The organism is Dehalobacter sp. CP, from assembly GCF_047652685.1.
Taxonomy (GTDB): domain Bacteria; phylum Bacillota; class Desulfitobacteriia; order Desulfitobacteriales; family Syntrophobotulaceae; genus Dehalobacter.
Window position 1 is genome coordinate 1,640,350 of record NZ_CP157399.1, and the last position, 25,801, is coordinate 1,666,150.

A 25,801-nucleotide genomic window follows, 5' to 3' on the forward strand; every position below is an offset into this window, starting at 1 on the left:
TCCATTCCTCCTCAAAAAATAACCTGTGCCTTACTATATGCACAGGTTAGATGAGGGGTGAAATCAGTTCCTGAATATTCTCGTCTTTACGCTCTTGAATTGCCGGTTACGGGTACCTGAACCGATGAAACCTTTTGGAGGACGCGCTCCGAACTTCCCTGATAGAAAGAAGTAATCGGCAGGGCCTGCAGAAAATATCGGCCATACCTTTTTTTGATAATCCGGTCATCCAGAACAATCACGACGCCTTTATCCTCTCTCGTTCGAATCAAACGTCCAAAACCCTGCTTGAAGCGGATAATTGCTTCAGGCAAATTTAACGCATAAAACGGATCAAGTCCCTGACTTTCCAACAGGCGGGCCTTCGCTTCCAGAATGGGCGTATCCGGCGGCCAAAACGGCAGTCTGACCATGATCACACAGCGCAGCATGTCCCCGGGAAGATCGATGCCTTCCCAAAAGCTGTTCGTTCCAAGCAGGACACTGCTGTTGTTCTGCATAAACTTCTGCAGAAGGTCTTCCCTGGCGCCGTCAATCCCCTGGGCCAGTACATTCAGGTGCCGGCAGCATTCTTCATTCCCCAACAAGTGGTATACCCGCTGCAAATATCGGTGGGAAGTAAATAATACCAGTGTGCCTCCATCCATCTCTTCGGCAATTCTCCCAATAAATGAAGCAGTCTTTTCTGCGAGGTTATCCTCCGGTAGATTCACAGATAAATCATTGACAACACAGAAAATCATTTGTTTCTCATAATCAAACGGTGAGTCCAGCTTCAGGCTGATATAGTGCTCTACCCCGATATCCCTGGTCAAATACGTAAAATCCTCACCGACACTTAAGGTGGCTGAAGTTAAAATCGTACAATTATTTTTACTGAATATTTTTTTATTTAATATCGGAGCAACATTGATCAGCGTGTTTTTCAAATAGACTGTGTTGCTTTTTTCGAGATAGGTTACACGTTCCTCCTCTCTTTTACTAACGATCTTGCCAAATCCGTCAACGATTTGGGCAATATCACTTTTTATTCTGCTAATCTCATATCTGGTTTCTTCCAGCTGCTCACTTTCAAGAGCCAGAAAGGCATTAATTCTATCCAGCACCTCCACAATGCCTTTGAACCTGATGATCAGATTTTCCGAGGCCAGCAGGATCATCTGCAGGATATCTTCGCCGATCTTCTCTGGGTCTAAGCGAAGACTGAACTGTCGTCCGAGCACGCTTTGCAGCATGCTGAAAAGTTCCTGGGCCTGATCTGCAGCCGCCCTGCAGCGATCCGGAATCTCTTCAAGATTGCTTTTGAAATAGGTCCAGTTGAAGGCAGGAAAGACCTCTGCCCAAACAGCATGATTCCTTTTCAGATAAGCGAATAGATTGCCTTTCCCGCCATAGATGCTGTCCGTCAGCCTTAGCATCTGTTCGAGGCAAATTTCAAATCCAAGTTGTTTGAGCGCAGTCTGGTAAATATTATGCGCCTCATCGATGATAAGATTGCTGCATTCCGGCAGAATCTTATAATTCGTTTTGATATCGGCAAGGAGCAAGGAGTGATTAATCACAAGAACATCAGCAGCCTCGGCTCTCTTCCTGGCATTATAAAGGTAACAACGTGAAGTAAAAGAACACTCTCCAGGTTGACAGGCTGGATTATCCGCGCCAAATTTCCGGTAAATCGGAAGGAAGTTTTGATTATTCGGCAATTCTCCAAAATCCCCGGTTTTCGTTTCAGAAGCCCAGGAAAAGAATGCGGCCTGCCGGAGTTGTTCATCATAGGTTGTATCATCCGTAAACAGCGATTCCTGATAAAGGCATTTCAGACACAAATAATTGCTTTTACCCTTAAGCAGTGCTGTTTCAAATGGAAAAGGCAGGATTCTCTGCAGCAGCGGAAGATCTTTGCTGAAGAGCTGCTCCTGCAAAGTGATGGTGTGGGTCGCAACAATCACCTTCTGCTGATGCCTTTTGGACCACCAGAGTGCCGGAATCAGATAGGCAAGCGTTTTCCCTGTTCCTGTACCGGCTTCAATCACAACATCTGTTGCTTCGGTAAACCCTTTCAGGATCTCAGCAGCCATGATGGTTTGAATCTCTCTGTTTTCAAACCCTGGAATATTGCTGGCGAGTAAGCCGTCCTGGCCGAAACACTGCACAGCCCAAGCCGGCGAATCAGGAATTTCAGTCAAATCATCCGGACCGGGGCTAAAAAGATTTTGGGCCGTCTCTCCCTGATAAGGTGCAGTACGGATGGGTCTGTCCGGATACGTCCGCACGATTTCTTTTTTCAATTCGGTTAGTACAGGCTGACAAGAAAGGCCTTTTGTATATTCTTCCAGCTTGCTCAAGAAGCCCAGATCAGCCTTCAGCCCCTTTTCCCAGCACTGCAGAAGCAGGTCATGGGTCAGCCGGACTCTTTTCTGGGCCGTAGATATAAACATGTGATGTTTCTTTGTCTTAAGTTTATCGGTTATTTCCTCTAAACTTTGCTGGCTGACTGCCGGGAAAAACACTGCCGCAAGTTCCTGAACCTCAATCACGTTCTGGTTCAGATTAATTTCAAAATATTTTTTCAAATCCGGCAGGATTTTCTTATGCTCATAAACGAATATAAGGGCATCATGGGTAAAATCTTCAAGACTTTTTTTATGCTGCTCCATTCTGCTTGGGGCTTCACCTTCGCCCTGGAACGAAAATACCAGATACTTTGGGAATACCCCTTTTCCCAAGCGCAGAGCTGCCAGGTACCCACGTTCTGAGGGAGTACCCGGACGTATTAGAGATAGGATTACACAAGCCTGATTCAATCAGCCAAGCTCCCTTCAAAAAAAATATACGCACTTAACAATAAATCATAACATTCCTAATAAACTAAATACAGAGAAGATCATAAAGAAAACTTGATTGGTGCCAAATCAATCAAATCATACGAATTTCAGGAGGAAAAGGATGAAGCCAATCTATTTGCGAACGGATTTCCCCGACGGCCGCTCTCACATCCTGATCAGGGATCTCGCCTCAGCGAATACGGAACTGCATCACTTTATTTTATTTTTGACCAATAAGGGGAAGCTCTGGATCGATGTTTTTTGGCCGTATGACGAGGAATCCGAAAAGTATACGGTCAGTATCTCCGAAGAAAAATTCTGGCATACTTTCCGGGAATGGCGTCTGCATGGACTTGTGCTGGGCAGCAATGAACGCGTGGCTGAAATATTTGCCCAGAGGCATTTGAATAAAAGGACTAAACCAAAATCAGTTTAAGGCGTATCCTTCTTCGTCCCCTTCATTTTATCCAAGCGATAAATAAAAGCCAGTACTTCAGCAACCGCCTGATAGAGCTCAGGCGGTATTTCCTTGGACATCTCTACCTGCATCAAGGCTTCTACAAGGGTGTCGTCATTTTGGACCGGAATGCCCTGCTCTTCAGCCAATTCGATTATTTTTTGGGCCATATGCCCTTCCCCTTTGGCGACAATCCTCGGAGCACCAACATGATCATAGGCCAGGGCAGCAGCTTTTTTCATATTTTGTTTTTTACTATTTGGACTTTCCCTTTTCATCCTTTGATATCCACCCCTGAAAAGTTTTTTCCGGCCAGGAAATGCGCAAACTGGGGGAATTCATCGTAGGTCTTCAGCGATAGTTTTTCTAAAGATAAGCCAATATCCGCGAAGTTCTGCTTGATTTGATCATAGAGATCTTCAATGAGCGGATTCAACTCCTCGGGATGATCGTTTAAGAGGCAGATATGCAGTTTGTTGTCGTAAAGCGTAAGGTCGGCTCCGAGCTGGTCAAGATGTTCCGTCTCGACCTGCAGCGCCAGATGGCAGTGTTCAATATCCACTTTATGGCCTTTGCGGGAACTCTCCACTGCAAGCGAACAATCATAGATTTCACTGTTATTCTGCAGCGGGATATGCATAAACAAATAGGCGGCATTTTCTTTATTCCCGGTCTGGATCCAGATCTGCTGTCCGGTAATCTCATCCAGAAAACCCTTCAGCGCGCTTCTTTCCGGAGAGGCAGAATCTTCAGCCAGCGCGTTTAAGAGCATTGTTTTTACATTTTCCGTTTGTTCTGCTTCCTGACCGGCATGATTCTTTAATTTGAGCAGCAGCTGATTCTCGTGCTCAAGACCGAGGCTTTTGAAATAATGCAGGATATTTTCAAACTGCTCGCCACTGGTATCCTCCCACTTCGGGATGATCTTCCAGAGCAGGTCTGCAAGCGTACTGAGCGGAGATTTCTGATCTACTGGACTTTGACTCGTTGAACTTTGATTTGTTAAGTTCTGATTTGCAGCATTCTGATCCGCTAGCATCGTTTTAAGAACACCGCTGTTTTGCTGATTCAGATATTTTGCCAGGATGACGGAGATCTCAGGAGTCAGGTTGATTCCCCTGTTTAGAATCGTTGTGATCTGCTCCGAGGTCAACCGAAGAGCTTGTCCGGCTGCCTGGCTGGATACCCGCCCTGCGCCGGCATTTGTCTCCTGCGGCGCTGTTCCGAAAGCTGTCTTGCTTAATAAATTACCCTGGTTTTTTCCTTCCCGCAAAATCGTCCACAGCTTATCAGCGGCCTGGTATAGTATTTCAGGCGGAGCACTCTTGCTGCCTGCTGCCGTGTTCTGATTGACCATGCTGTTGACCAGAAAGTCCGCTTCCTCGGCTGAAAGGCCAAATCCTTTGGTTATCATTGAAGACAGTTGTTCCGCAGACAAGCTGCTCAACTGGCCGGTGCTCTGACTAACCCGGCTCAAAACAACGCCTTCCGTATTGACCTCTTTGACAACCGCCAGAAATCTTTCACCTTCCAGAAACTGCGGTTCCAGCTGGGCTTTAATTTTTTGCCCGGCAATGGAGATCAGCCCCTCCTGATTCCCATTTCTGCTGATAATTTCCACCGGAAGAAGCTGTCCGGTTTTCAATTGTGTAAAATCTATCAAAGGAGAAATCTTGCCAATACTCTGGATATTGTTTATGATCATTAGAGACTCCCTCGCAGAAAAATCTACCATAATAAAATGATAACAAAAATTATCGTAGTCTAGAATTAAAGGAATGATTGTGTTGAGTATTTTTGAAACGATTATGCTGCTATGTTTTGGTTCGGCCTGGCCTTTTTCGATCTACTCGTCCTACAAAGCCAGAACAGCGAATGGAAAAAGTCTGTTTTTCCTGGTTGTATTACTTATCGGCTATTTATCCGGCATCCTACACAAGATGATTTATTCGTTTGATTATGTCATTATACTATATATCCTGAATTTTTGCCTGATCGCAGTTGATACGGGCCTTTATTTCCGGAATAAACGGTTGGATGCATTAAGAAAATTGTAGGTTACCAACGTCTTATTTGGATAATAAGACAAAAATAAATATTATAGGAGATATTGTGATGAATAACGAATTTAAGCTAGTGAAACCTGAGCAGTTAACGGATAACCCCTTTAAGCTGGTCGGAAAGGACTGGATGCTGATCACAGCGGGAAATATGGAAAAGTATAATATGATGACAGCCAGTTGGGGAGGATTCGGTGTCCTGTGGAATAAAAAAGTATGCTTCTGTTTTGTCCGGCCTTCGCGTTATACCTATCAGTTTATGGAAGAAAACGATACTTTTACGCTTTCGTTTTTTGAAGAAGACTATCGAAAGGCTTTATCTTTCTGCGGAGCGAATTCCGGAAGAGATGTGGATAAAGCTTCCGCTACAGGGATTACACCCATTGAAAGCCCGTTTGGATCCGTCTATTTTAAGGAAGCTAGACTGGTTATGGAATGTAAAAAGCTCTATTATCAGGATTTAGACCCAACCCATTTTCTTGATCCTGCGATTGAAAGTAACTATAAGCAGGATGATTATCACCGTGTTTACGTTGGTGAAATCATCCAGTGCTATGCTAAAAATTAAGTTTAACTCCATGAGACGCTTTAATATTGCATTTCGAACCGTGCTACATGAAATACTAGAAAAAAATGACATGTGTTTTTCGGTTACTTTCATTACTGCTTCCAGACGTTGTTCATAAGAATATTTTGCCATAGAAAAGTGCACCTCCAAATGTTGATTTTTTTGTCCAACATTTGGGATGCACATTACATTGGCGTCTTACATCATACGATTTTAAGATTGATTTGCTTACATCTTCGCTTCAATGGCTTTAACCAGATCCGTTTTTCCTCTGAAGCCGACGATCTTATCAACGATTTCACCGTTTTTAATCAGCAGCAGTGTCGGGATACTCATTACGCCGTATTTCTGGGAGATTTCCCCCTGCTCATCGACGTTTAATTTGCCGACGGTTACTTTTCCGGCATATTCATCTGCCAGTTCTTCCACCACAGGAGCTATCATTCTGCAAGGTCCGCACCAGGCAGCCCAAAAATCGACCAATACCAGCTGGCTTGAACTGAGTACGTCACTCTGCCAATTCTCAGCAGTAAATGTTTTGACATTAACACCTGCCATCTTAAATCCCTCCGTTTCTTAACGTCACCATAGAAAAAGACTTTTGTTTGTCCGCAAGATTAATGGACAAACCGGTTCAACAGAACAATCAGATCATCCAGGGCTTTATCATTTTCCGTTTCGAGCGCATCTTTCAAGCAGGTTCTGGAGTGCTCTTCAAAAATCATAATGCCAACTTTATTGATTGCTGCCTTGACTGCCGCAACTTGAACCAGAATATCAGAACAGCATTTTTCTTCATCAAGCATACGCTGCAATCCTTTGACCTGTCCCTCAATCCGTTTCAATCGGATCATGATATCGTTTCCCGGCCCACTTTTTTTCTTTGGTTCCATCTTACCCCTTGCCTCTATACCCCACAGGGGTATTCTCCAAGATTATTATATGGTCAGTCTGGTTATTCTGTCAAGAGGCTTTGCAGGATATTTCGGTATATCTCAGGATATTCAAGATATTGCATACACTTTGCCGGATATGAAATATATTATGCCTGTTTTTTATGAATAATAAACCGGCAAAGCCCTTATCGAAAGTTCTATTAATGAGATAAGATGAATTAAATTGAATTGATGGGGAATTATTGATGAATGATTAATTAGAAGGCTGTTTTGCTTTCAAGTCCAGTTTAATATGAAGCTCTTTGAGTTGGCTGTCCACGACCGGTGAAGGCGCCTGAGTCAGCAGACATGAAGCACTCTGGGTCTTCGGAAATGCGATGACATCGCGGATGTTGTCCCGTCCGGAAAGAATCATCGTAATTCTATCCAGCCCAAACGCAATTCCCCCATGGGGCGGTGTGCCATATTCGAACGCTTCAAGCAAATAGCCAAATTTTTCTTTAGCCTCTTCACTGCTCAAACCAATCAGGTCAAAGATTTTTTCCTGAACATCCCTTTGGTGAATCCGGATGCTTCCTCCACCGAGTTCCATTCCGTTCAGGACCATGTCATAAGCCTTTGCTCTTACCTTCAGCGGATCGGAATCCAGGAGGGCAATATCTTCATTCATCGGACTGGTAAACATATGGTGAATCGCCACATAGCGTTTTTCTTCTTCATCATATTCAAAGAGCGGGAATTCCGTAACCCAAAGACAGTTAATCACATCTTCCCGAATAAGCTCCATTCGTTTGGCCAGCTCTAGTCTTAAGTTTCCAAGCGCATTATGAACGACGGATTCCTTATCGGCAACGAAGAATAGGATATCTCCGGTTTCTGCTCCCATCGCGGCCAACAGCGCGTTAATTTCCTGTTCGGTGAAGAACTTCAGAATCGGTGATTTCATTCCTTCGGGATCCATCACGATGTAGGCAAGTCCTTTCGCGCCGTAAATGCTGACAAATTTGGTTAGCGCGTCAATTTCTCTCCGCGGCATGCCGGCACAGCCTTTGGCGCAGATCCCCTTAACCCTGCCTCCCTTCGCGATAACGTCGGCAAATACTTTAAATCCGGAATCTTTGACAACCGGAGCCACGTCAATCAGTTCCATGACAAAGCGGGTATCCGGTTTGTCCGAACCATAGCGTTCCATCGCCTCCTGATAGGTCAGCCGCGGAATGGGAAGCGTAATCTCAATACCTTTGACTTCCCTGAATATCTTGGCAATCAGGTTCTCCATCATCGGCAGAAGGTCTTCAATCTCAATAAAGGACATCTCCAAATCGAGCTGGGTAAATTCCGGCTGGCGGTCCGCGCGCAAGTCTTCATCGCGGAAACAGCGGGCGATCTGAAAATATTTTTCCATGCCAGCGACCATCAACAACTGTTTAAAGATCTGCGGTGATTGGGGCAGCCCATAAAATGTTCCCTGATTCACGCGGCTGGGCACGAGATAGTCTCTGGCCCCTTCCGGCGTTGACTTAGCTAAAATCGGCGTTTCAATTTCCAGGAATCCCTCACTGTCCAGAAAATCACGCATGATTTTCGTGACCCTGTGTCTGATCTTAAAGATGTTCTGCATTTCGGTCCGGCGGAGATCGAGATAGCGGTGTTTCAGCCTGACACTTTCATCGACATCCACATTGTCCTGGATATAGAAAGGCGGAGTTTTCGCTTTATTGAGTATTTCCAGGTTTTCGATCACAACTTCAATTTCTCCGGTAACCATATTCGGATTTTCTGAACCTTCAGGTCTCACCCGGACGAGACCTTCAGCCTTTATCACATACTCCGAGCGGAGCTTCTCAGCCTGATTAAAAGCGTTTGCAGGCATATCCGGATTGAAGACAATCTGGACAATGCCGGACCTGTCGCGCAAATCAACAAAAATGACGCCTCCATGGTCTCTTCTGGTTTGAATCCAACCCAACAATTTGACTTTTTTACCTGCGTTTTTCCTGTTCAGCGTACCCGCTTCGATTCTTTCTGCTAACATGGACATCCTCCTACTTTTACATTTCGCATTTCGTATGATTCAACAAAAAAGCTTTGATTTGATCCAGCGGGATTTCCTGTTGATCTCCCAGCCGCATATCGCGGACAATCACCATTTTTTGGGACAGTTCATCGTCACCCAATATTAATACATAGCGGGCCTGTTCCCTGTCTGCATATTTAAGCTGACCTTTAAGTCCTTTTCCAAGAAGGTCCATAACTGCCGGCAGCCCGGCCTGCCGAAGATCACCTAAAAGCCTGAACCCTTCCTGTCTGGCCGCCTCACCCAGAGCTGCAATCACGACCGGCGCTTCAACCTCAGGCATCATCTCAACATTCTGCTTTTCCATGACGCTCAGGATACGTTCCAGTCCCATGGCAAAACCAATTCCCGGTGTGGCCGGCCCGCCAATTTCCTGGACAAGTCCGTCATAACGCCCGCCTCCGCAAATCGCGTTCTGGGCGCCGATACCTTCAGCCGTGATTTCAAAGGCCGTTTTTTGATAATAATCCAGCCCGCGAACCATTCTGGGATTAATCTGATACGCAACCCCAGCGATTTTTAAATATTCCTGAATCTTCGCGAAATGTTCCGCACAGTCTACACAGAGCGTATCCAGGGTCGTCGGAGCATTCTCCGTCAGCTTTTGACAGGAACTGTTCTTACAGTCTAAAATCCGCATCGGATTTTTGGTAAAGCGGTTTTGGCAATCCGGACAAAGATCATCCTTGCGTTCCTGCAGAAACTCCTGCAGCCTAATCCTGTGCTCAGCCCGGCACGTCGGACAACCCACGGAATTGATCTCAACGACGAGTCCCTTAAGGCCGATTCTGCCAAAAAAATCCCAGATCAGACAGATGATTTCGGCATCGACAAGCGGATCCTCTCCACCGAGCACCTCTGCTCCGAACTGGTGGAATTGCCGGAAGCGTCCGGCTTGGGACTTCTCATAGCGGAACATCGGTCCGAGGTAATACATTTTGACTGGCTGCTGCAGCGCATAAAGCTTGTCCTCGGTATACGCCCTGCAGACGGAAGCCGTCCCTTCCGGACGCAGCGTGATGGATCTCTGCCCTTTATCCATAAAGGTATACATTTCTTTATTGACAATATCCGTTGTCTCTCCGACGCCGCGCTGAAAAAGTTCGGTCGCTTCAAAAACCGGTGTCCTGATTTCTTTATATCCATACTCGGAACAAATCTTCCGGATTTGTTCTTCGAGAAACTGCCACTTTTCTACGGTACCCGGAATGATATCCTGTGTACCTTTCGGCCGTTGAATCGACATGATCATTTCCTCCTGCACAACGGTAGATCGCCGAATCATCCGGCGTGTCCAATCTAAAAAATAAGCTTATCTATTATAACACAATTATCCTTCAGTCTCATCAGGATTCCTGTATTTTTTCATAAAACAGGCAAAAAATCTGTTAATGATTGCTTTATTTTTTGGTGGACCTGCATCAGTTGGTCCTCATAACACTGCAGGTCCAGCGGATGATAGATATTCTCATGGCCGGAACCCTTCTTCCGTATTTTGCTGACGCTGCCTGCGCCAAGACCAATGATGTTTTGCTGCTCTTCGATCACCGCGATATTATAGCGGCATTCTTTGCCCTGAAGGGCATAGCCGATATTCTCAAGGTTACCGGCAATATACTTTTGTCGGTACAGATAATACGGAATATATCCGCGCTGTTGAATCCTGCGATGGACTTCGCGCTGAATATCCTGCCAGTCTATAGACTCTTCGCGGTTTGAAGCTGAATGGTTTTCCCAGGCCGCAGAACCTCGTTTCAGCGCCAGGGCATGGACAGTAATGTTATCCGGTTGCAAAGCCAGTACTTTTTCCACACTGTCCAGGACTTCCTCAGATCCTTCACCCGGCAGTCCAAGGATCAAATCCATATTGATCACCCAGTCGGAAATATCTCTGGCTAGAAGAAAACATTCCCGGATATCGGCGGCCGTATGCCTGCGTCCAATCACGGGCAGCGTTGCCTCCTGCATGGTCTGAGGGTTAATACTTATCCGGTTCACCCCAAAATTCTTCATGACTGTCAGTTTTGTATGATCAATTGTATCTGGTCTACCGGCCTCAACAGAATATTCACACCGCTCAGCCTGTGGAATCCCGTCACGGATGGTTTCCAGCAGCATCTGCAGGTCGGCGGCGCTTAGCACCGTCGGTGTACCACCGCCGATATAAAGGCTGTCGGCCTTCATACCCAGTCCCCGCATCATTTCCCCGGTTAGTTTGACTTCCTTCTTCAGAGCTTCCAGATAGCGGCAAAGCTGTCCGGTTTGTTTACCGGTCAGGGTATTGGACGGAAACGAGCAGTAGAAACAGCGGGACGGACAAAAGGGTATCGCAAGATAAACGCCGGCAAAATGCTCGGCTTCTTTCATCATTTGACGGAAAGGCTGCTGAACCTGTTCGATCTGGTGAAGCAGGCTCACCTTTTCCTGGTCAACGAGGTAAAGTTCTCGCAAGACTTTATTCTTTTGTTCTTCGTCATATCCGAGATCGGTCATTTTGCCAATGATTTTACCAGGCCGTATCCCGGTCAGACTTCCCCACGGAAGCTTTTTTCCGGTATATTCGGATAAAAATGTACATAATCCTCTCTTTAAAATGATCTGGGACAGCGGTTCTTTGCCGGGAAGCTTCAGTCTGTAGAAATCATCCGCTGATCCCGTCTGCACTGTCTTCGCATATTTTTTTCCGGTCGTTCTGTCGGTTAGGCAGATTTCATAAACCTTTCCCGAGACAGTATTCACGGATTCGATGTCCATGCAAAAACCTTCAGCATCAGACCGTCCATTATCAGTGGCACACCGTATTATTCCAGCATCCGATCGAACGGCGGCTGATCGCATGTCATCCGGTAGTACGTCGGAAGATAACTCTCCTGGCATGAGATTTCTGCCTGTTCTAAACTTTTTACCCGGAAAAAAAGCTGCTATAATTTGTGAGCAGCTGGCCAGCATTTTCGGATCGATTGTGGAACTGCAAAGAAGAATACTTTCCTCCATCAGGCCAGGTCTCCACTGATATATGGATTTCTGACCCTTTCCCGGCCAATGGATGTAAAGGATTCATGTCCGGGATAGACCAGGATTTGGTCGTCCAAAATCATCAGCTTATCATGGATGCTGCTGAGCAGTTTATGAAAATCCCCCCCTGGAAAATCCGCTCTGCCGATGGAGCAGTCAAAGAGCGTGTCCCCGCTGAACAGCACACCGTCCGTCAGCAGGCAGATGCCGCCCGGTGTATGTCCCGGTGTATGGATAACTTTTATTTCAACTTCACCAATAAAGAATTCCTGACCGTCTTCCAACAGTATTTCAGCCGGAGACATGACGTAGTCCCTGCTGAACATTCTGGAAAGGTTTTTCTGAGGATCCGTCAGCATCCCTGCATCCTCCCTGTGGACGGCGACTTCAGCATGCAGCGTTTTTCTCAATTCTTCAGCTGCCCCGATATGGTCATAATGTCCGTGCGTCAAGATGATCCGTTCAACCTCGAGGTTATGCCTCCTCAGCAAATCCTTGATCATCGCACTGCCCGATCCGGGATCGATGATTGCAGCCTTTTTGGTCTTGTCACAAGCCAGCACGTAGCAGTTCACACCCAAGACAGGCGTAATTATTCTTTCAATCACGCTATATCGCCACCTCTAAATCATATTTTAATTATTTCCTCCGCCCTGAATTCTTTCGACCACGGTAACATCTTTGACTTTGCGGAACTTGTTAAGAACAAAGTTTAAATGGTCGAGGTTTTTCACTTCGATTCTCAGACGGATATGGGAGACGCGGTCTTTGCCTACCCGGGCACTCATTCCGAGCATATGGGTCCGTGTTTCGGTGATCACGTTCATGATGTCGCTGACCAAACCCACGCGATCCAGACCGATAATCTCGATGTCTACAGGATAGATTGACTCGACAGCGGCTTCCCATTCAACCTCAACGATCCGCTCCTGCTCTTCTGCCGTAAGGCCAACGAGCTCCGAGCAGTCCGCCCTGTGGATTGATACGCCGCGGCCTCTCGTTATATAGCCGATGATCGGATCTCCGGGAAGCGGATTGCAGCACCGGGAAAACCGGATCAGGATATTGTTTACCCCCTTGACCGATACTCCCTGAGAATGCTTCACCAGGTGCTTGTGTTCTGCCTGAATCGGAAGAAGCGGCGTTTTCAGCTCTTCTTTCAGAATTTCTTCCTTCAAACGGCCCAGGGCCTTTTTAAAAGTAATCGCACCATCACCCATTGCTGCATATAGATCATCAATGTTGTTAAAACTGAAGCTCTTGGCTAATTTGATCATGTTTTCTGATTTTAAGGCTGTTGACGGTTCAAGCCCAAGTTTCCTGGCTTCACGCTCGAGGCCTTCACGTCCTCTGATAATATTCTCTTCTCTTTTTTCTTTCTTAAACCACTGGCGGATCCTGTTTTTGGCCTGAGAGGTCTTTACGAGACAGACCCAGTCCCTACTCGGTCCGGTGGGTGTCTTGGTTGTCAGAATCTCAACAATATCCCCATTTTTCAATTTGGTGTCAAGTGGAACGATTCTTCCGTTGATTTTTGCACCGATACAGCTATGTCCGACATCCGTATGAACCCGGTACGCAAAATCAATCGGACAGGAATCGGCAGGCAATTCAACGACATCGCCTTTGGGTGTAAATACAAATACAGTATCCGCAAACAAGTCTATTTTCAGCGATTCCATAAATTCGCCGGCATCATCCTTGGAGTCATGCTGTACCTCCAGGAGCTGGCGAATCCAGGATAGTTTCTGTTCGAAATTACTCTCAATTTTTTTGCCTTCTTTGTATTTCCAGTGGGCAGCAATCCCGTATTCAGCCGTCCGGTGCATTTCCCAGGTCCGGATCTGGATTTCAAACGGGTCCCCATGGTTTCCAATTAATGTCGTATGCAGTGACTGGTACATATTCGGTTTCGGCATCGCAATATAATCTTTAAACCTTCCGGGAATAGGCTTCCATAGGGTGTGAATAACCCCCAGTGCTCCGTAGCAGTCATTCACGGTTTTGACAATGACCCGGACTGCCGTCAAATCAAATATTTCACTCAGATCTTTGTTTTGATCGAGCATCTTTTTATAGATACTAAAGAAATGCTTCGGACGGCCGGCAATATCGGCTTCAATTCCGACTTCATCGAGCCTGACTTTAAGCTGTTCGATCACCTCATCGATCTGTTCCTGTCTTTCTTTTCTCTTTAAAGAAATACCTTCAACCAAATCGTAATATTCCTGCGAATGCAAATAGCGAAAGGCGAGATCTTCCAGCTCCCACTTGATCCGGAATATCCCGAGCCTATTGGCTAAGGGCGCATAGATCTCGATCGTCTCCTGCGCAATTTCCTTTTGTTTAGATTCAGACTGATATTTCAGGGTCCGCATATTGTGCAGGCGGTCGGCCAGCTTGATTAAAATAACCCGAATATCCTTGGCCATCGCCAGAAACATTTTCCTTAAGTTCTCAACCTGAACTTCAACCTTGCTCTTGTAAGAAATTTTGCCGAGTTTGGTTACCCCATCGACGAGCCCCGCAACTTCATCGCCAAAATTCTTACGGATATCTCCAAGCGTTCTGTTCGTATCTTCAGCGACATCATGCAGCAGCGCAGCAATGATCGTCGAATCGTCCATCTCCAATTCGGCAAGAATCGAAGCGACTTCCAGCGGATGATAGATATACTTTTCGCCGGAATTGCGGAGTTGGCCGCGATGGGCAAGTTCCGCATATTCATAGGCCTCTTCAATTTTTTCCAGATTGTATTGCGCATTATTGGAAATCAATGTTTCCTTCAGTTGTTGAAAATTCATTAAGCCACCTCTGGGTTCCTATTCGCTCCAGACTCTGAAACGCAAAGAAGTCTGCAAGTAGGTTTTCTCGATATTGTTTAATTTAAATAAATACGGGCCTGTTCCGCCATACCAGCTGATGATGCCAAGTTCCTCAAATATTTTCATGATGTTGAGCTGCATTTCAGGTTTTTCCGCAGACGGTTCCCACCAAATAAAACCGCGTTCATCCATTACGCTCTTAAGGTTTCGATAGAAATCCGCCAGTATCTTCCGGGAAAGACGCGGTGCCGGAATCTTTTCTTCGGGGGCGGCAGTCTTAAAATCTTTCAGGTTCCCGCTAAAGGCCAGCTCCGTTTCGGAATATCCTTCAGACGTACAGGCGATTTCCTGCTCGGCTTTGACGCCAGAAGGACGGAAATCCTTGATGACGGCCTGGATGGTTTCGACATTACCGTAACTGTTCAGCTCAAGATTATAAATAATATCGATCATATCGATGTTTTTGACCAGATCAAATTCTTGTCCCTTTTTAAACGCCATAGCTTCCCGTTTAAGCTTTGCTGCTGCGAGCGTCATTTTCAAATGTTCCCGGCCTTTACCGACAACAGAAACGTTTTGGACGACAAGGCCGTCCGTTCTTAAGACAGGTGCTGGATTTCCTGCCCCGAACGGAGCCATCTGTTCCAGCTCTTCCAATAACTGAAGATTCAATTCATCCCACGATATAATAGAATCAATCTGAAAACGTTCCTTAAAGATGATCCCAAGTTCAAGAAAACTGTTGTTAAGTCCTTCCCGGAGCTGCGGGATCTGGTCAACAGGAAGCGTAAATCCGGCCGCCTGTTTATGACCGCCAAATTTGCTTAAAGTATCCGCCTGTTTTTTTAATTCGTCGAGAACATGATAGTCCGAGATTCCTCTAGCTGAGCCTTTCCCAGTATCTCCTTCCTCGGCAATAAGGAAGACCGGCCGCTTGTAGCGCTCCACGAGTCGCGAAGCGACAATGCCAATCACCCCGTGATGCCAGTTCGGTGAGGACAAGACAATGACATTGGGTATTGGGTCTTCAGCCAGTATACGTTCAGCATCACAAAGCAGCTCCTTTTCGGTAAGCTGTCTCTGATTGTTTTCCTTGCTAAGTTCCCTGGCCATCTCCAACGCATCATCATAGGTCTCTTCAAGCAGTAAGTTCAGTGCCAGCCTCGCCGTATCCATCCTCCCGGCGGCATTGATTCTCGGAGCCACAATAAACGAGATCTGACCTGCCTTAAGCTTCTTGCCGAGAAGGCCGCATTCCTCCAGCATCGCCCTGATCCCGGAGTGCCTGGTATTTTCCATCACGGTCAGCCCGTTTTTGACGAGGATTCTGTTTTCCCCGACGAGCGGTACAATATCCGCAATCGTTCCGAGCGCAACCAAATCGAGATAATCATTCTCCGTGCCAAATGCCGCCTCAGAATAACCTAAACGAGCATATAAGGCCTGCAGGAGTTTAAAGGCTACCCCGACACCGGCCAGATGCGGAAACGGATAACCTGAATCCGCTATTTTGGGATTTAATATTCCGACTGCACAAGGCAGCTCATCCGGTGGTTCATGGTGGTCCGTGATAATCATATCGATGTCCAGAGTTTTGGCAAAGGCCGTTTCTTGAACTGCTGAGATTCCGCAGTCCACGGTAATCATCAACGAGACATTGTTATGGCTTGCTTTTTCGATCGCTTCCGAGTGCAGGCCGTAGCCTTCTTCCCGGCTCGGGATATGGACAACGACCTGATACCCAAGACTGGTCAGTCCTTTATACAGTAAGGCTGTTCCTGTTACACCATCGGCATCGTAATCCCCGTAGATCAAAATCTTTTCCTGATCTGCCCTTGCCCCGGCAAGCCTTTGCAGGATGACCTCCATATCTTTAAACAAGAACGGAGAATGCAGGTCGAGCAGAGATGGCTTCAAAAATTCCAAAACACTGTCTCTCGAAGAATAACCGCGATTATGAAGAATACTCAGGGTACTGCGGGAGAGTCCCGCTTTTTCTAAAAATGCTTCCCCCGAATACGTTTTTTGTGATAAAACCCACAAGTTGTTTTCCATTAATTAATTCCTATTTCTGATCTTCAGAAGCGCCGGCAGTATTTTCTTTGGCAACAGTTTGACCGTCTTTGTTCTGACTATCTCTTTGCGGTATATCGATCGGATCAGCATCCGAAGCTGCAGCTCTTTTGCTGGTAAATTTTTTATTGACTTTCGTTTCTTTCCTGCACTTCAATTCCCGGCGGAGTGCAAGGCAGAACATCAGTAAGGCACCTGCGAAGACCGAACAGAAAATAACGAGAACCAGCGGCAAATCTGCTGTCCAGAATAAGAAATGGATTGGAACAACTGCTGCATTTTGAACCGCAAAAATCACCACAATGAGCGCAATAATGATTGAAACTAACAAAATGACCATGCTTTTCCCTCCTTTGTATCATTAATTCGTATCATTAATATAGTATATTTCCTATAATAAGCCAACCTGTGCAAAAAATAAACTTAAAAATTGCTTGAAGCACAATCGCTCTTGAAATACTCCGATAGTTGAAAACGAGCGGGATGCCTATAATAGCAGTCCAAATCAGGATCGCCGGTATAAACGGCAGTAGCATTCCAAACAGGAACAGCGAAGTAACACTTCCGCCAGCTACCTTGAGGACACGAAAATTGTGTGTTTTTCTATTCAACAGATACGCCGTAATTAATCCAAAACACATATAGGCAAGAATGATGATTTCCCAGAACAGAATACTGCCCGGTTTATTCACCGCAAAATTGACTGCAGATACAATTAGGCCCGCAATCACGAGACCGGAGTAATTACCAAGAAGCGTTATGCCCGCCGCACAAATCAGGATTAACTCCAAACCCAGCAGATTCCAAAACAACAATCCGTCACCCTGCTTTTTATCAATGTCTAGTACCTTAACAACCCTATCATATATCTCAGCAGGATATAAAGGCTTTAGGGTTGATATGGTACTGTTCCTGTATAGTATTGCCCTGTTCTCACTGGAATAATTATACTCTCTGGCCAAATCTTATAAACTCTTGATGAAAAAATAGTCCCTGCCACTATTCGAGCAAGAACTACATTAATTTAGAAATCAATTTAAAACTTTAGATAATGAGCTGCATTCTGACATGCAGACCTGCTTCAATAACCCTATGATCAGTCTGGGGGACACAGTTCCGCTGTGAGCGGAGCACGATGCGGAGCGCGGCTTTTTGCGCCAAGGATGGCGCAACAGCCGAAAAGCGGTATTGTGACCCACAGACTTACCCGATAAAATTAAAAAATATTCTAGGGATACCCTGTCTTACTTCTCTTTCAGGTACAACTCATCAAGGTTAAGCCAATAATTGATCCGATCTTCACGGGGGTCCAAGCTGATATCAATATTGCTGAAAACAAGCAGCACGCTTATTTCCGGTGTCTCCAGCTTCAGGCACATATCATCCAAAGCTGCCTGATAAGTTTCCGCCTTACCCGGCGGGAACTTCGCAGCAATCTGATCGAGATAACCGTTCAATTCCTGTTCGAGAATCACACGGTCATCTTCCATAATCTTCAAAGACGGGATATTGTTATTGGCAGGGTACGTCCAATAGATGCGATAGGTACCTTTGTCGCCGTCAATCGTGATATATTCCTTCCCATTTACATTTCCCATCTGCTTTACAGATTCCATCTGCATATTAATAGCCCAGCGGTAACCGCTGATATCTACGGGTTCGGCCGGTAACATCAGGGATGTTGCGATATAATTGTCTTTTCCCGGCATATCCTCAGGTTCCGGCCAGGTTTTATCAAAACCTAGTTTGTCTTTGAAGACATCGCTCTGGGCAAGACGTCGATCAAACCAGGACGGCAGCTTTGCCTCACTGGCACTGGCCAGATAGTCAACTGCATCGGTAATCGATTCACGTACTGCGCGTTCCGGTTGGACAGATGAAGGAGTCAGCTGGTTATCCTGCAGTATTCCCTGGCTGACTAAGATCTTTTCCAGTCGATTTACCTGCGCAGTGACCGGAAGTTCCTGATAGCCAACGACTGGCAATACGGAGAATACCGCAAGCACACAAGTCAGGACAGCAATTACAGCATGTGACCTGGCCTTTCGTATCATCAGCAGGACAGCCGCTGCTAAGGCCACAATCCAGATCAGTATGAAGGAATATTCAATCGTTTTAAGTCCTGACTTGCCCAGCTGGATCACGACTGCCCAGGCTTCGAAGGCGAGAATCACCAGGGCGGCGATCGGATAAACGCGGCGATAGAATTTTGCCAGTGCGGATTCGTAATTCGTGACCATCATATGGAGCCAAATCCCGCCGATGGTATAAGCTGAGGCAATGCCGGAAAGCTGGACGAAAGACGATGCGCCTATGCCGCTCATAGTCGTTTTGCCCGCCCAAAGAAGCAGAACTGCGGTCAACGCCAGGATAATCGGAATCATGATGCTGCCAAACAGAATTTCAATAAACCGCGGCTGTTTCTGGGCAACTTCACGGTGTTCGTCAACTTCTCCTTTGCGGAAATCCGGAAAATAACCCACAAAAATCGTAAAGACTAAAAAGCCGGTCAGGGTCCCGATAACCATATAAACCTTGCTGCTCATGCCGTGATACAATAGAGCTTGGACAGCACCTGCAACGCCGGAAGCCCCGCCCATAATCACTGCTCCGTAAATGATAGCGATAAAGAAGGCCTTTTGCGTCATGAATAAGGACCTGGAAAAATCAGACTGTTCTTTGGGATACCCTGCCAGCACAGTAAAGACAAGGAAGCTGACCAGCATAGCCATACTCACCCGGGCAGCAGCCAGGACTGTAACTACAGCATAGTGGGATCCCTCCGGGGTCGTTCCTCCAAACTGGTAAAGCGCCAGGAAGGTTACAGCTGCGGCCATGACACCGAGCAGGTTGGCAGCCAAAAAAGTTTTTTTCTGGTTAATCCGGCTTTGGGCAGCCGTAATTACGGTCAGACTGAATACCGCACCCATTGCAAAAGCCCAATGCAGACTGTTAAACAGAAAGTTATAAGGTTCTTGTTGCGGCCAGTCAAGCTGAATCCTGATCAACGTTACGACGGCAAAACCGAAAGCACAGGCAATTGCAGCTGGAAAAGTTTGAAAGGCCTTCGCTGACCCACGAAAAACCTGGACAATCGACCGGGTAAAAGCATTCATCCGTATACCTCCTTGCTGAAAAATTCTATTCCAGAGTAACCAATCCATTTCGAGCTAGTCTTAACAAACTTTCGACATACATACGCTTATCCCTTCTTCATCGCTGGGGCTTCGTTTATTACGAATATAACAGTAACTGCCGAGCATCTGAGACCCGTTCACACTTCAAATATTATGTTAGAGATCTTTGGCAGCCTTGGGTCCCCGGCAGATCGCAATCTTGCCGGTCCTGACGATTTCAATGATTCCGTAGTCATCAAGCAGTTCGCAAATCGCATCAATTTTGACATCTTCACCGGTCAGCTCAATGATCATGGTCTCTTTATTGACATCGACAATATGGGCCCGGAAAATTTCGGCGAGGTTTACAATTTCCGCCCTGTTTTCCGGCGAAGCCTTCACCTTGATCAGAGCAAGGTCTCTGTGTACCCTGTCCTTTCCGGTAAGATCAATGATTTTGATCACATCAATTAGCTTGGAGAGCTGATTGACAACCTGTTCCAATTCATATTCATCATCAGCATCTACCTCAATGGTGATTCTGGACATGTCGGCTTCCTCGGTATAGCCGGCGTTAATGCTTTCAATATTAAAGTTCCTCCGACTGATCAACCCGGAAACGTGGGTCAAAACACCCGGTTTATTTTCCACCAATACGACTAAGGTATGTTTCATTTTCAGCCCCCCAATATCATTTGGTTTAAACCGGCCCCGGTCGGAACCATCGGCAAAACGTCCTCTTCTTCAGGAATGCGGATATCTACCAGGAACGGGCCTTCCGAGAAGATTGCTTTTTTCAGAACAGCTTCAATTTCTTCTTTCTTATCAAGACGGACGGCAGGAACACCCATCGCTCTGGCGATCTCGACGAAGTCTGCTTTCGTTCTCATACAGGAATGTGCATAATGGCTGTTGTAAAATTCCCGCTGCCATTGGGCAACCATCCCCAAAGATTGGTTATTTAAGATCATGACTTTGACAGGCAAATTCAAGTCGGCAATCGTCATCAGCTCCTGGCAATTCATCATGAAGCCTCCGTCGCCGCATATGCAAATGACCTTCTTATTTGGTTCCCCGACCTGGGCTCCCATGGAAGCCGGAAGGCCGTAGCCCATCGTTCCAAGTCCCCCGGAAGTCAGCAGTGACCTTGGGTGTTTAAAACCGTAGAACTGGGCGGTCCACATTTGGTTTTGTCCTACATCCGTAACGATAACTGCATTTCCTTCTGTGATTTCACAGATCTTTTCAATCACAGGCTGCGGCAATATTTCATCCGTATCTTTTTTATACGTGAGCGGCTTTTCCTTTTTCCAGCCAGACAGCTTTTCCAGCCACGGCTTAAACTGATCCTGCCATTCTTGGGCAGGTTTTTCCTGCAGTTTTTGATAGAACTTCTCAAGTGTCCAGCGCAGATCGCCAATCACCCGAATATTTGCCCGGACATTTTTATTGATTTCTGCCGGATCAATATCGAAATGCACGATTTTAGCGTTAGAAGTAAACTGATCCAACCGTCCTGTGACCCGGTCATCAAAACGTACGCCGATTCCAATCAGCAGGTCCGTCTCGGTGGTGGACATATTCCCGGCATACGTGCCGTGCATCCCGATCATGCCAAAAAAATGAGGATCATCACTCGAGATGCAGCCCAGCCCCATCAGGCTCGAGACAGTTGGCACCCCGGTATAGGCTATTATTTTTTGCATGATTTCAGAAGTGTCCGACAGATTCAAGCCGCCCCCGATGAAAAACAAAGGCTTTTTGGCGAATTTAAGCTCGTCAAATACGGCATTCATCATCTGGCTGTCTCCCTCGCAGATCGGGGTATAGCCTCTTAGATTAACCTCTGCGGGATACTCAAAATCTATTTCTTCCGCAAAGATATTTTTCGGAATATCAATTAAAACAGGGCCCGGACGGCCTGTACGTGCAATATAAAAAGCTTCTTTTACAATCTTCGGCAAATCCCTGACATCCCTAACCAGGTAATTATGTTTGGTAATCGGGGTTGTGATCCCGCGTATATCCGCTTCCTGAAAGGAATCCCGCCCTAAAAAAGATACTGCAACCTGACCGGTAATCAGCACCAGCGGGATAGAATCCATATAGGCTGTGGCAATTCCAGTGATAAGATTCGTGGCCCCAGGGCCGGAAGTCGCCATACACACGCCGACCTTGCCGGTTGCTCTGGCGTAGCCGTCGGCAGCATGGATTGCGCCCTGTTCATGTCTTGGCAGAACATGAGGAAATCCGGACATATACAGGGCATCATACAAAGTTAAGACCGATCCGCCGGGATAGCCAAAAACGACTTGTACATCTTCCTTTTTAAGACATTCAATGATTGCTTGTGCTCCGGTCATTTTCATTCTGCTATCTCTCCTCTCTCTTGTATGTATTATAGTACAGAACGCAAATAAATGCACGAACTATATCAGTTCAGTCTATTCAATGTTCTTGTTGTTTATTAACTTACTTGTTGTTAATTAACTTAAATGAAAGACGCACACTGCTCCCATTAGAATTCTACTGTAAGATTGGTTTTCGCCAGATAGATTTTGCCGGCATAACATTGGGAAGCTTCGTCTGCCAGCTTTGCTGTTTCACCAATATGCGGAAAATGAGTCAGCAGAAGTGCTTTCGCCCCAAGTTGTTTTGCCAGGGCTGCAGCTTCGGTAGAGGTCAGATGCCCCTGGAATAAGCCGGTTTCATGGGCATACAGGCTTGATTCAGTAATCAGCAAATCTGCTCCGCCCTCAAACCGGCTTAAATCAGATGCAGGCCCAAGATCACCGGTATAGACCAGGACTTTGCCGGCATATTCAAACCTCATTGCCAGGTTGTAGGCATCATGGACGGTTGGCGCAAAGGATATTTTTAAGCCGTCAAGATCGAGAACCGCGTCCGGCTTTATTTCTATACCGCTGCTGTATTCACCGAAGGTCAATTCCTTAAAACGTCTCGGCTGATTACTCGCATAGACAGGAAGCGGCTGCGTTCTTTTCTTAAACGCAAACGCAAATTTGCTCGCATACAGAAGGCAGCCGAGGTCTGCCGTATGGTCATGGTGAAAATGGGAGATAAAAGCCGCGTCGATCTGCTCATGGGAAACATGCTTCCATAAATTCGCCAATACCCCGCTGCCACAGTCCAATAGGACCGTATGCCTGCCTGTCTGCAGGAGATAACCTGATGTTGCCTCTCCTGCTTCGGGATATGCTCCCCAGCAGCCCAGAACTGTCAGCTTCATTAACCTCGTCCTTTCTAAGTGTCATATATTACTTGGGCTGGTCTCCATAATGTATAGCCGCTTTCGGCAAATTGCGCCCTCCATGGCACAAATAGCCGCGCTGCGCAATCCATGCTCCGCTTACGCTGTCTATACATTACAGAGACTAATTGTTAGTTATCAATGTATGATATATATCAGTAAGTAGCGCTGCCCTTTGCCAGCTGTAGTCCCTTCATACGAGATGTTAAATATAAGCAGGCCACGCGACTTTAATTTCTCCATGAATGTCAAAAAGGACCCCGGAAAATCCGGGGTCCTTGAAAGATAGTATAAATTTAGCTTTCAGCCGGATTATCCTTTTTATTGTCTCCGCTGGTTCTTTTTTTAATCTCAACGACAAGCTGGCTGGCAATGCAAATGGAAGAATAGGCGCCGAAAAATACGCCGATAATCATTGCCAGGGAGAATGATCTGGTCGATTCTCCGCCCAGGAAGAATATTGCGAGCAGAGCGATCAGTACGGTGCAGACAGTCTTTACGGAACGACCCATCGTCTGCCAGACAGATTTGTCCACCATATCCTCGAAGCTGTCTTTCTTTTTCATGCGTCTTTCATTCTCTCTGATACGGTCATAGATGACGACAGTATCATTAATCGAATAACCAAAGATGGTGAGAATCGCCGCAATAAACGCTGCATCAATTTCCCACTGGAATATTGAGAACAAGCCTAACGTAATAAGTATATCATGCAGAAGCGCAATGACGCTCGAAACAGCATAAACAAAACGGAAACGGAACGAAACATAAATCAGAATCAAAAGTGAGGCAACTGCCAGCGACTTGATCGCACCTGATTTAAGTTCGTCGCCAATTGCCGGCTGAACAAGCTGTTCTTCAACATTTTTCATATCGAACGTTCCAGCCTGTTTCTGAATTGCCGCCAGAAGCTCGTCCCTCTTGGTCTGATCCAAAGCTTCCGTTCTGACGATAGCCGATATGTCACCATTCGTCAGCTGTACGCTACCGGTCAGCCCAACAGAATCCATGGCCTGATTGATATCTGCCTGCGTTACTTTTTCGTTAAACTGAATATTAAACATCGAACCGCCTTTATAGTCGATGCTGAGATTCAGTCCCTGCGTACAAAGAGAAACAATACCAGGAATCAAGAGAAGCAAAGAAAGCGCAAACCAGATATAGCGTTTTTTTACAATATTAAAATATAATCTATGATCATGCTTGACATCATCATAACTGGCCTCACTGGCGGCAGGGGTAACGACCGGGGCCGTATTTTTGAGTGCTTTTTTATCTTTATATTTGTCAGCCACTTATTTTACCTCCTTTACGCCAAACAGCCATTTGCTCATACGCGGGTTAATGCCGACAATCCAGCGCATAACCCAGCGGGTAAACGTAATGGCCGTAAACAGGCTCGCTACGATACCGACAATCAGTGTAATCGCAAAACCTTTGATCGAAGCAGACCCGAGCAGAAATAATGCCAAGGCAGCAAAAATGGTCGTAATATTGGAGTCAAATACAGTAATGAAGGCCCGGCTGAATCCGGCATCCACGGCAGCCCGCAGCGATTTGCCAAGCTTAAGTTCTTCCTTGATTCTTTCGTAGACAATAATATTCAAATCGACAGCCATTCCAATAGATAGGACGAACCCTGCAATGCCTGGCAAAGTAAGAACCGTCCCGATTCCATATAAGACCCAGAGTACAATCACTGAAAAAACAACGAGCGAAAAGTCAGCGACCAGACCCGGTAAACGATAGAGCACCAACATGAATAAGAAAATATAGATAAGCGCAATGACGCACGCATTTAAACTCTTATTCAAAGAATCCGCCCCCAGAAGCGCACCCACCTGATTCTTTTCAACAATGCTCATGCTGACCGGCAATGCACCGGAACGGAACATAACAGCATACTGGGCTGCTTCTTCCAGCGACGAATAGCCCTGGATCTGACCTTGTCCGTCCACAATCGGCACAGAAACTTCCGGATCCTGGATCTTTTGCTCATCCATATAGATACCAATCTTTTGACCGAGATATTTCGTTGTGATATCCGCAAACTTTGAGGTACCCTCAGAAGTAAACGATATTTGCACAACATAATCCGTGCGGCCTCTGGAGGTATCGACCGCTGCCTGGGCATTCTTCAGCATGGAGCCGTCCATCAAGACATTTCCATCTGGATCCCGGAAAGTCAGCTTAGCGGTTGTCTGCAGAACTTTAACAGCCTCATCGGGATCAGCAACTCCGGCCAGTTCAATAATAATTCTCTTTTTATCATAGTTTGTCTGAATATAGGGTTCGGACACGCCGAGCCCGTTAACACGTTCTTCAATGACAGCCCTTGCTTTATCCATATCGTCGTTGGTTATCGCTGTGCCATCTTTACCCGGTTCAGCCTGTAAAACCAGATGAACGCCACCGCGTAAATCAAGTCCTAACGGAATCCCGGTTTCAGAATTCGTCAGCGGCTGAATCGAAAAGAAAACGACAACAGCAACGAGAATAACAGTTACTGCAAGTTTTAAAGTATTTCCCCGTTTCATTCTTTTTCCTCCTAGTAGAATAAAGGGACTTGCCCATACAAGCATCATTATATCCCTTTTGCATTTGAGGTGTCAATTTCA

General features: G+C 46.2%; 22 protein-coding genes. 3 read left to right on the forward strand and 19 right to left on the reverse strand.

Annotation, left to right across the window (positions count from 1 at the left end):
- Nucleotides 1-86: 86 nt before the first annotated feature.
- The gene (locus AAH944_RS08170) at nucleotides 87-2,804 is read right to left on the reverse strand and encodes an ATP-dependent DNA helicase (protein WP_415534186.1); all 2,718 of its coding nucleotides are present in this window, start codon (nucleotides 2,802-2,804) and stop codon (nucleotides 87-89) included.
- A gap of 142 nt (nucleotides 2,805-2,946) precedes the next feature.
- Here AAH944_RS08170 and AAH944_RS08175 point away from each other — a divergent pair, with 142 nt between their 5' ends.
- Nucleotides 2,947-3,261, forward strand: a complete 315-nt coding sequence (locus AAH944_RS08175) for a hypothetical protein (protein ID WP_415534188.1) — start codon at nucleotides 2,947-2,949, stop codon at nucleotides 3,259-3,261.
- On the opposite strand, the gene AAH944_RS08180 is transcribed toward AAH944_RS08175, so the two are convergent.
- Nucleotides 3,258-3,560, reverse strand: a complete 303-nt coding sequence (locus AAH944_RS08180; protein ID WP_015042899.1) for an EscU/YscU/HrcU family type III secretion system export apparatus switch protein — start codon at nucleotides 3,558-3,560, stop codon at nucleotides 3,258-3,260. The genes AAH944_RS08175 and AAH944_RS08180 overlap by 4 nt on opposite strands.
- Nucleotides 3,557-4,987 carry a hypothetical protein gene (locus AAH944_RS08185; RefSeq protein WP_415534190.1) on the reverse strand — a complete coding sequence of 477 codons (1,431 nt, stop codon included), beginning with the start codon at nucleotides 4,985-4,987 and terminating at the stop codon, nucleotides 3,557-3,559. Before AAH944_RS08185 ends, AAH944_RS08180 begins: the two co-directional genes overlap by 4 nt.
- Nucleotides 4,988-5,060: 73 nt before the next feature.
- Here AAH944_RS08185 and AAH944_RS08190 point away from each other — a divergent pair, with 73 nt between their 5' ends.
- Nucleotides 5,061-5,339: a hypothetical protein gene (locus AAH944_RS08190; RefSeq protein ID WP_415534192.1), complete on the forward strand. Its 279-nt coding sequence runs from the start codon at nucleotides 5,061-5,063 to the stop codon at nucleotides 5,337-5,339.
- Between the two features lie 58 nt (nucleotides 5,340-5,397).
- Nucleotides 5,398-5,910: a flavin reductase family protein gene (locus AAH944_RS08195; protein WP_415534194.1), complete on the forward strand. Its 513-nt coding sequence runs from the start codon at nucleotides 5,398-5,400 to the stop codon at nucleotides 5,908-5,910.
- A 228-nt stretch (nucleotides 5,911-6,138) separates the two neighbouring features.
- Here AAH944_RS08195 and trxA read toward each other — a convergent pair whose 3' ends face one another.
- From trxA to secD, 16 genes are all read right to left on the reverse strand, one after another.
- Nucleotides 6,139-6,468, reverse strand: coding sequence for a thioredoxin (trxA, locus tag AAH944_RS08200; RefSeq protein WP_415534201.1), 330 nt, complete (start codon nucleotides 6,466-6,468; stop codon nucleotides 6,139-6,141).
- 59 nt (nucleotides 6,469-6,527) lie between these two features.
- The gene (locus tag AAH944_RS08205; RefSeq protein WP_415534203.1) at nucleotides 6,528-6,803 is read right to left on the reverse strand and encodes a metal-sensitive transcriptional regulator; all 276 of its coding nucleotides are present in this window, start codon (nucleotides 6,801-6,803) and stop codon (nucleotides 6,528-6,530) included.
- Between the two features lie 256 nt (nucleotides 6,804-7,059).
- Nucleotides 7,060-8,847: an aspartate--tRNA ligase gene (gene aspS, locus AAH944_RS08210; protein WP_415534205.1), complete on the reverse strand. Its 1,788-nt coding sequence runs from the start codon at nucleotides 8,845-8,847 to the stop codon at nucleotides 7,060-7,062.
- A 10-nt stretch (nucleotides 8,848-8,857) separates the two neighbouring features.
- A complete protein-coding gene (gene hisS / locus AAH944_RS08215; RefSeq protein ID WP_415534207.1) occupies nucleotides 8,858-10,129 on the reverse strand; it encodes a histidine--tRNA ligase in 1,272 nt (423 codons plus the stop codon).
- A gap of 119 nt (nucleotides 10,130-10,248) precedes the next feature.
- Entirely contained in the window at nucleotides 10,249-11,877 is a 1,629-nt protein-coding gene (hemZ, locus tag AAH944_RS08220) for a coproporphyrinogen dehydrogenase HemZ (RefSeq protein WP_415534209.1), read from the reverse strand.
- Nucleotides 11,877-12,506, reverse strand: coding sequence for an MBL fold metallo-hydrolase (locus AAH944_RS08225; RefSeq protein WP_415534211.1), 630 nt, complete (start codon nucleotides 12,504-12,506; stop codon nucleotides 11,877-11,879). Before AAH944_RS08225 ends, hemZ begins: the two co-directional genes overlap by 1 nt.
- A 27-nt stretch (nucleotides 12,507-12,533) precedes the next feature.
- Entirely contained in the window at nucleotides 12,534-14,702 is a 2,169-nt protein-coding gene (locus tag AAH944_RS08230; protein ID WP_415534213.1) for a RelA/SpoT family protein, read from the reverse strand.
- An 18-nt stretch (nucleotides 14,703-14,720) separates the two neighbouring features.
- Nucleotides 14,721-16,778, reverse strand: a complete 2,058-nt coding sequence (recJ, locus tag AAH944_RS08235) for a single-stranded-DNA-specific exonuclease RecJ (RefSeq protein WP_415534215.1) — start codon at nucleotides 16,776-16,778, stop codon at nucleotides 14,721-14,723.
- A 10-nt stretch (nucleotides 16,779-16,788) separates the two neighbouring features.
- Nucleotides 16,789-17,136 (reverse strand): LapA family protein, encoded by a 348-nt coding sequence (locus tag AAH944_RS08240; protein ID WP_415534217.1) that lies wholly within the window; start codon nucleotides 17,134-17,136, stop codon nucleotides 16,789-16,791.
- 34 nt (nucleotides 17,137-17,170) lie between these two features.
- A complete protein-coding gene (locus AAH944_RS08245; RefSeq protein ID WP_415534219.1) occupies nucleotides 17,171-17,758 on the reverse strand; it encodes a hypothetical protein in 588 nt (195 codons plus the stop codon).
- 282 nt (nucleotides 17,759-18,040) lie between these two features.
- The gene (locus tag AAH944_RS08250; RefSeq protein ID WP_415534221.1) at nucleotides 18,041-19,912 is read right to left on the reverse strand and encodes a DUF4153 domain-containing protein; all 1,872 of its coding nucleotides are present in this window, start codon (nucleotides 19,910-19,912) and stop codon (nucleotides 18,041-18,043) included.
- 177 nt (nucleotides 19,913-20,089) lie between these two features.
- Nucleotides 20,090-20,587, reverse strand: a complete 498-nt coding sequence (gene ilvN / locus AAH944_RS08255) for an acetolactate synthase small subunit (RefSeq protein WP_415534223.1) — start codon at nucleotides 20,585-20,587, stop codon at nucleotides 20,090-20,092.
- Between the two features lie 2 nt (nucleotides 20,588-20,589).
- Entirely contained in the window at nucleotides 20,590-22,281 is a 1,692-nt protein-coding gene (gene ilvB / locus AAH944_RS08260; protein WP_415534225.1) for a biosynthetic-type acetolactate synthase large subunit, read from the reverse strand.
- Nucleotides 22,282-22,430: 149 nt separating this feature from the next.
- Nucleotides 22,431-23,162 (reverse strand): MBL fold metallo-hydrolase, encoded by a 732-nt coding sequence (locus AAH944_RS08265; protein ID WP_415534227.1) that lies wholly within the window; start codon nucleotides 23,160-23,162, stop codon nucleotides 22,431-22,433.
- 317 nt (nucleotides 23,163-23,479) lie between these two features.
- Entirely contained in the window at nucleotides 23,480-24,478 is a 999-nt protein-coding gene (secF, locus tag AAH944_RS08270) for a protein translocase subunit SecF (protein ID WP_415534229.1), read from the reverse strand.
- The gene (secD, locus tag AAH944_RS08275) at nucleotides 24,479-25,720 is read right to left on the reverse strand and encodes a protein translocase subunit SecD (protein WP_415534231.1); all 1,242 of its coding nucleotides are present in this window, start codon (nucleotides 25,718-25,720) and stop codon (nucleotides 24,479-24,481) included.
- Nucleotides 25,721-25,801 lie beyond the last annotated feature (81 nt).